Here is a 7,522-nt window from a genome sequence, read left to right on the forward strand (position 1 = left end):
TGCCGCTGCCGTCAGCGCCGACGCCGGTCCCATCGCGCTGCCCCTGGACGCCGCCGCCAACGACGACATCGCCCTGCCCAAGGCGCTGGCCGACGCCCTGACCGCCGGTGCGACCGACGCCGACGCCCCGGCCACCCCGTTCCTGCACGCCCTGCAGACCGCCGCCGAGCTGAAGACCGGTGCCGCCAGCACCCCGTTTGCCGGCAGCCCCACCGCCACCCCGCACGTCGGCGGCGAGTCCTTCGACGAAGACATCAGCGCCCGCATCGGCTGGCTGGCCGACCAGAAGATCGGCCACGCCACCATCAAGGTCACCCCGCATGACCTCGGCCTGATCGAAGTCCGCCTGCAGATGGACGGCGACAAGGTCCACGCCAGCTTCAGCAGCGCTCACGCAGATGTGCGTCATGCGCTGGAAAGCACCCTGCCCAGGCTGCGGGAAATGCTGAACGACCAGGGCTTCCAGCTCGGCAATGCCGATGTGGGGCATCAGCAGACCGCGCAGGACGGAAAGTCCGGCGGCGGCACCAGTGAACGCGGCGGAATCGCCGGCAGCGACGAGCCGGCCATGGTCGAAACCATCGTCAGCTCAGCCCAGTTGATGCGGCAGCGCGGGTTGTTGGACGCATACGCGTAACGAGCGAAGTTGCCGTTGCCATTGCCCTTGCCCTCGGCTCCGTCACCGACGAACTGTCGAGGGCCGGTCGGGGTGGGCTGGAGGGGGCGTGAGCCGCATGGATGCGGCGACCGAGCTTACATGGATGTACTTGCAGCGTCCCCCGGAACGCCCACCCCGACCGGCCCAGCCAGACGTCAACACAGAGCCGACGCTTTCGGCGCTGACCAAGAAGGAAGACGTCAAAATCCCGACAACGGGAAACCAGCGCGGTTCGGCACAGCGCTTGCATGTAGCCAGGAAGCAATCCAATGGAGCTTCCCCTCGTGGCCGCAGCCGCTGACAAAACCAAGAAATCCGCCGACAAGGACAAGGCCGCCAAGCCGCGCAGCCCGTTGCTCATCAGTGCCCTGATCGCCGTCCTCGCTGCCGGTGCCGCCGGTGGCGGCGTCTGGTACTTCACCCAGAGCCACGACGAGAAGGCCCCCGACAAGAAGGCCGCCGCCAAGCCCGCCGTGCCTGCTCCCGCCCAGTACTTCGGGCTCGAGCCCCCGTTCGTGGTCAACCTCAGCAGCAGCTTCGACGGCCCGCGTTACCTGCAGGTCGAAGTCCAGCTCATGACCCGCGACCCCGCCGCCCTGGAAGCCCTCAAGCTCCACGCCCCCGCCATCCGCGCCAAGCTGCTCATGCTGTTCTCGCAGGTCGAGCCCGCCCAGATCGCGGACCGCGCCGGCAAGGAAAAGCTGCAGGCCGACTCCCTCGCCGAAGTGCAGAAGCTGATGAAGGCCGAGACCGGCAACAACAGCGTCGACGAACTGCTGTTCACCAGCTTCGTCACCCAGTAAGGGCCGCCCCATGAATGACCTGCTTTCCCAGGACGAGATCGATGCCCTGCTGCATGGCGTCGACTCGGGCGCGGTCGAAACCAAGGACGAAGGCATCCCGCCCGGCGAAGCCCGCAACTACGACTTCGCCAGCCAGGACCGGATCATCCGCGGTCGCATGCCGACCCTGGAAATGGTCAATGAACGCTTCGCCCGCCTCTGGCGCATCGGCCTGTTCAACCTGATCCGCCGTTCCGCCGAACTGTCCGTGCGCGGCATCGAGCTGATCAAGTTCAACGATTACATGCACTCGCTGTACGTGCCGACCAATCTGAACCTGATCCGCTTCAAGCCCCTGCGCGGCACCGGCCTGATCGTGTTCGAACCCACCCTGGTGTTCGCCATTGTCGACAACTTCTTCGGCGGCGACGGGCGTTACCCCACCCGCATCGAAGGCCGCGAATTCACCGCCACCGAAATGCGCGTCATCCACCTGCTGCTCAAGCAGACCTTCGCCGACCTGCGCGAAGCCTGGGCACCGGTCATGGATGTCGAGCTTGAATACATCAACTCGGAAATCAACCCGCATTTCGCCAACATCGTCACCCCGCGCGAGTACGTCGTGGTCTGCCGCCTGCATGTTGAACTCGACGGCGGTGGCGGCGACATCCACGTCACCCTGCCGTACTCCATGCTCGAACCCATCCGCGAACTGCTCGACGCCGGCATCCAGAGCGATCGCAACGACCGCGACGAAAGCTGGGGTGTGATGCTGCGCGAGCAGCTCAACATCGCCGAAGTCACCCTCTCCAGCGTGCTCGCCAGCAAGCGCATGAGCCTGCGCGAGCTGACCAGACTGAAAGTCGGCGACATCCTGCCCATCGACCTGCCCAACCAGGTGCCGGTGTGCATCGAGAACATCCCGGTGTTCACCGGCCAGTTCGGCATCGCCAACGGCATGAACGCCGTCAAGATCACCGCGACCCACCCTCCGGGCACCCGCCCGCGCGTACCCGTCATCCAGGAAGACCCGCAATGAACGACATCGAAACCAACGAACCGGCCGCCGCCCAGTTCTCCGACCTGCATGCCGAAGACGCCGGTGCACCGGATCTGAACCTGGACGTCATTCTGGACGTGCCGGTGACCCTGTCGCTGGAAGTCGGCCGCGCCCGCCTGCCGATCCGCAACCTGCTGCAGCTCAACCAGGGCTCGGTGGTCGAACTGGAACGCGGTGCCGGCGAATCGCTGGACGTGTTCGTCAACGGCACCCTGATCGCGCACGGCGAAGTCGTGGTCATCAACGACCGCTTCGGCGTGCGCCTGACCGATGTGGTCAGCCCCAGCGAGCGGATCCGGAGACTGCGTTGATCACCCTGGCACTCATCGCCGCCGGCACGCCGGCGGTCAAGGTCGGCCAGCATGCCGCCGCCGCGCCCAGCATGTTCGGGGCCATCCTCGCCCTGCTGGCCGTGCTGGCGCTGATTGTCGGCCTGGGTTGGGTGCTCAAGCGCATGCCCGGCAGCGGCTTCAAGCCCGCCGATGGCCTGCGCATGGTCGCCAGCCTCAACGTGGGTGCCAAGGAACGCATCGTGGTGGTCGAGGTCAACGGCCAGCAGCTGCTGCTGGGCGTCACCGCCGGTGGGATCAACACCCTGCACCAGCTCGCCGAGCCGCTGCCCACGCCCGAACCGGCACGCCTGCCGGACCTGAAGAACCTGCCGAATTTCGCCCAGCTGCTGCAGCAGCGGCTGCGCAAGGAAAAATGATCATGCGTGGCCCCCGAGCGTCCTGGACCCGTTACCTGCCGTTGCTGTTCGTATTGTTGCTGTGCGCCCTGCCGGCGCTGGCCATGGCCGCCCCCGGTGCGCCGGCCGTGCCCGCCCTGCCCGACGTGAACGTCGGCAAGATCGGCGGCCAGAACGTCAGCCTGCCGTTGCAGACCCTGCTGCTGATGACGGCGATCACGCTGATTCCGTCGATGCTGCTGGTGCTGACCGCGTTCACCCGCATCATCATCGTGCTCGGCCTGCTGCGCCAGGCGCTGGGCACCGGCCAGACCCCGTCCAACCAGGTCCTCCTGGGCCTGGCCCTGTTCCTGACCGCCATGGTGATGCTGCCGGTCTGGCAGAAGGCGTGGGGCACCGGCATGGCTCCCTACCTCAACGGTGAGATCGACTTCCAGACCGCCTGGAACCTGACGACCCAGCCGCTGCGTGCCTTCATGCTGGCGCAGATCCGCGAAACCGACCTGATGACCTTCGCCGGCATGGCCGGGCACGGCACCTATGCCAGCCCGGATGCCATTCCGTTCCCGATCCTGGTCGCCTCGTTCGTCACCAGCGAACTGAAGACCGCCTTCGAGATCGGCTTCCTGATCTTCATTCCGTTCGTCATCATCGACCTGGTCGTGGCCAGCGTGCTGATGTCGATGGGCATGATGATGCTGTCGCCGATGCTGGTTTCTGCCCCCTTCAAGATCCTGCTGTTCGTGCTGGTCGACGGCTGGGTGCTGGTGGTCGGCACGCTCGCCGCCAGCTTCAACGCGGTCTGAGCCTGCCATGACTCCCGAACTCGCTCTTACCGAACTGCGCGGTGGCCTGATCACCGTGCTGTGGGTGGCCGGCCCGTTGCTGCTCACCGTGCTGATTGTCGGTGTGGTGGTGGGCGTGGTGCAGGCCGCGACCCAGCTCAACGAGCCCACCATTGCCTTCGTCGCCAAGGCGGCCGCATTGACGGCGGTCCTGTTCGCGCTGGGCAGCCTGCTCATCGGTCACCTGGTGGAATACACCACGTTGCTGTTCCAGCGCATACCGCATCTGATCGGGTAGCCACGGCCATGGATTCCGCCACCCAGATGGCCGCCGACGGCCTGCAGGCCTTCGGCATGATCGGCACCATTCTGTGGACCATGCTGCGCATCGGCGCCATGATCATGGCCATGCCGCTGGTCGGTACGCGCGCGGTGCCCGCGCGCGTGCGGGTGATGCTCGCCGGTGCGTTGGCCATCGCGTTGTCGCCGATGCTGCCGCCGGTGCCGGAGTGGACCGGATTCGATGCCGCCACCGTGCTCAGCATCGCCCGCGAACTGGCGATCGGCATTTCCATCGGCTTTCTGCTGCGCATGGTGTTCGAAGCCGGCGCATTGGCCGGCGAACTGGTCGCACAGGGCACCGGCCTGGCGTTTGCGCAGATGAGCGATCCGATGCGCGGCGGCAGCTCCGGTGTGATCGGGCAATGGTTCTATCTGCTGTTCGGCCTGCTGTTCTTCAGCGCCAACGGGCATCTGGCCCTGATCTCGCTGTTGATGGACAGCTACAAAGCGGTGCCGATCGGCACGTCTCTGCCGAACATGGACGCATTCCTCAGCGTCGCCCCCACCTTTCTGCTGCAGGTGCTGCGCGGCGCACTGAGTCTGGCGCTGCCGGTGGTGGTCGCGATGCTGGCGATCAATCTGGCATTTGGCGTGCTGGCAAAGGCCGCGCCTGCGCTCAATCCGATCCAGCTCGGCCTGCCGGTGTCGCTGCTGCTGGGTTTGTTCCTGTTGACCGTGCTGGCCGGCGAAATGGGGCCGCCCGTACAGCGCCTGTTTGATGCCACCTTCCAGGCGGCTGACAGCGTCACGCACTGATAATAAATCGCGAAGCGTTGATTATCCCGCGTGTATTTGGCGTGATTTTCTCACGTAGAAACAGCCAATAACATTATTACGACAAAATTTACCCTTTCAGGTATTGCATACCCCCCGGGGGGTATGCGTACAGTTTGCGCGCACGGCAACGGGGGGCCGCTGTCTGCCGCAGTGGAAGCTGCAAACGAAAGATCTTTGGACGGAAACTTTCGCTTTTCGCGTGCTGGTTTCAGGAGATGCTTAGATGCTCGTCGGCAACTACACGCCGTGGTTGGTCGTCGTTTCACTGCTGGTAGCCATATTGGCTTCATTCACCGCGCTGGTGATGGCCAATCGCATCACCACGGCAACAACGCCAAGGCAGGGGCAGCTGTGGCTGCTGGGTGGCGGCTGCGCGATGGGCCTGGGCATCTGGTCCATGCACTTCATCGGCATGCTGGCGTTCCGCCTGCCCATTCCGCTGGGCTACGACGTGGTCTGGACCACGGTCTCGCTGCTGGCCGCGATTGCCTCGTCGATCTATGCGCTGTGGCTGGTGTCGCGCCCGACGCTTCCACACGAGCGCCTGGCCTTCGGCGCACTGTTGATGGGGGCCGGCATTGCCAGCATGCATTACCTGGGCATGGCCGCGATGCGCATGCAGCCGGGTATCGACTATCACCTCGGCTGGGTGCTGCTGTCGCTGGTGATCGCCGTGGCCGCGTCGTGGGTGGCCCTGTTCATCGCGTTCCGGCTGCGTCATCACGATAATCGCCTGCGCCATCGGGTCCCACCCGCCATTCTGCTGGGGCTGGCCATCGTTGGCATGCACTACACCGGCATGGCGGCCGCGCGCTTTCCGGCCGACAGCGTCTGCGGTGCCGCCGCGGGCGCGGGCCTGCACTCGCAGTGGCTGGCCACCCTGGTGATGATTCTGTCCATCGCCATTCTTGGTGTCGTATTGCTGGTGTCCTGGCTGGACCAGCGCATGCAGGCACAGCTGCTGCGGTTGCGCAACCAGGACCTGCGCAGTTCACTCAACGACGCCCACGCTGAACTCAGCCAGGCGGCGCTGCACGACCCGCTGACCCGCCTGCCCAATCGTCGCCTGCTGCAGCAGCACATCGAAAGCGCGCTGATTGAAGCGGAGCAGCGCGGCAGCCGTTTCGCGGTGATGTTCATGGACCTGGACGGCTTCAAGCAGGTCAACGATGCCTACGGCCATCAAACCGGTGACGCCCTGCTGGTCGCCGTGGCCGAGCGCACCAGCCAGCTGCTGCGGGCCAACGACGTGCTGGCGCGCCTGGGCGGCGACGAGTTCGTGATGGTGGTCAACATCGAAGGCGATGAAGACGTGGCGGCACTGGCCAGCCGCATCATCAATGCGATCGGCAGCAGCCGCCTGGTGCCCAGCCATGAACTGCAGGTCACTGCCAGCATCGGCATCGCCATCTGCCCGGACCATGCCGCCAGCGAGCGCCACCTGATGGGCTACGCCGATTCGGCCATGTACCAAGCCAAGGAAGCCGGTCGCAACGGCTTTGCGGTGTTTGCCGAATGGATGAACGACAGCGCTGAACAGCAGTTCCGACTGCTGGCCGACCTGCGCACCGCGATCGGCACCGACCAGCTGTTCCTGCATTACCAGCCCAAGCTGAGCGTCGCCCGGCACACCGTGGCCGGTGCCGAGGCGCTGATTCGATGGCGGCATCCCGAGCAGGGGCTGATTCCGCCGGACCGCTTCATCCGGTTGGCCGAACGCAGCGGCATCATCAACGAAATCGGGCGCTGGGCGCTCAACGAAGCCTGCCGTCAGCTGCGCCAGTGGCACGACGCCGGACACGACAACTGGACCATGTCGGTGAACCTGTCACCCATCCAGTTCAGTGCGCCGCAGTTGCTCAATGAGGTGCGCGATGTGCTGGCCCGGCACCGCATCGAGCCGCGCCGGTTGATTCTGGAGATCACCGAAAGCACGGTCATGCGCGACACCGAGACCAGCCTGCGCCTGCTGCAGGCCCTGGCCAGGCTTGGGGTGGGCATTTCCATCGACGACTTCGGCACCGGCTATTCCAGCCTGCTCTATCTCAAGCGAATGCCGGCGTCGGAGATCAAGATCGACCATGCCTTCGTGCGCGAACTGGAGAACAGTTCCGAGGATGTGGTGATTGTCTCGGCGATTGTCGCCCTGGGCCATGCACTGGACATGGACATCGTCGCCGAAGGCGTGGAAACCGCCGGGCAGCGCGCGTACCTGGAGCGGCTGGGCTGCGATTATCTGCAGGGGTATCTGCTGGGGCATCCGGTGGACCCGGTGCGGTTCAAGCAGCTGCATGACCTGCCCCGGCCGCGGATCGAGGTCGCCGCCGGCTGGAAGGAACCGGAAGGCGGCGATTTTCTCAACTGACGCATCCCGCTGACACGCATGGCGTGTCACTTGTGTCTCGGACTGGGCCCTGATCAGGCACAATC

The 7,522-nt window shown here is 65.3% G+C and carries 9 protein-coding genes; all 9 read left to right on the forward strand.

Annotated elements, in window-relative coordinates:
* A partial coding sequence (locus RT551_RS20800; RefSeq protein WP_313462015.1) for a flagellar hook-length control protein FliK occupies positions 1 to 637 on the forward strand: 637 nt, incomplete at its 5' end.
* A 290-nt stretch (positions 638 to 927) separates the two neighbouring features.
* Positions 928 to 1,461 carry a flagellar basal body-associated FliL family protein gene (locus tag RT551_RS20805; protein ID WP_313462018.1) on the forward strand — a complete coding sequence of 178 codons (534 nt, stop codon included), beginning with the start codon at positions 928 to 930 and terminating at the stop codon, positions 1,459 to 1,461.
* Between the two features lie 10 nt (positions 1,462 to 1,471).
* The gene (gene fliM / locus RT551_RS20810) at positions 1,472 to 2,479 is read left to right on the forward strand and encodes a flagellar motor switch protein FliM (protein WP_311191140.1); all 1,008 of its coding nucleotides are present in this window, start codon (positions 1,472 to 1,474) and stop codon (positions 2,477 to 2,479) included.
* Positions 2,476 to 2,811, forward strand: a complete 336-nt coding sequence (gene fliN, locus RT551_RS20815) for a flagellar motor switch protein FliN (RefSeq protein WP_125361821.1) — start codon at positions 2,476 to 2,478, stop codon at positions 2,809 to 2,811. Before fliM ends, fliN begins: the two co-directional genes overlap by 4 nt.
* Positions 2,808 to 3,209, forward strand: coding sequence for a flagellar biosynthetic protein FliO (fliO, locus tag RT551_RS20820; protein WP_313462021.1), 402 nt, complete (start codon positions 2,808 to 2,810; stop codon positions 3,207 to 3,209). Before fliN ends, fliO begins: the two co-directional genes overlap by 4 nt.
* Entirely contained in the window at positions 3,206 to 3,994 is a 789-nt protein-coding gene (gene fliP / locus RT551_RS20825) for a flagellar type III secretion system pore protein FliP (RefSeq protein ID WP_313462023.1), read from the forward strand. Before fliO ends, fliP begins: the two co-directional genes overlap by 4 nt.
* A 7-nt stretch (positions 3,995 to 4,001) precedes the next feature.
* Complete coding sequence (locus RT551_RS20830) at positions 4,002 to 4,271, forward strand: flagellar biosynthetic protein FliQ (protein ID WP_017356083.1); 270 nt, start codon at positions 4,002 to 4,004, stop codon at positions 4,269 to 4,271.
* An 8-nt stretch (positions 4,272 to 4,279) separates the two neighbouring features.
* Positions 4,280 to 5,071 carry a flagellar biosynthetic protein FliR gene (fliR, locus tag RT551_RS20835; RefSeq protein WP_313462027.1) on the forward strand — a complete coding sequence of 264 codons (792 nt, stop codon included), beginning with the start codon at positions 4,280 to 4,282 and terminating at the stop codon, positions 5,069 to 5,071.
* A 244-nt stretch (positions 5,072 to 5,315) separates the two neighbouring features.
* Positions 5,316 to 7,457 carry an EAL domain-containing protein gene (locus tag RT551_RS20840; protein WP_313462029.1) on the forward strand — a complete coding sequence of 714 codons (2,142 nt, stop codon included), beginning with the start codon at positions 5,316 to 5,318 and terminating at the stop codon, positions 7,455 to 7,457.
* Positions 7,458 to 7,522 lie beyond the last annotated feature (65 nt).

It is taken from the genome of Stenotrophomonas sp. (assembly GCF_032103445.1).
GTDB lineage: Bacteria > Pseudomonadota > Gammaproteobacteria > Xanthomonadales > Xanthomonadaceae > Stenotrophomonas.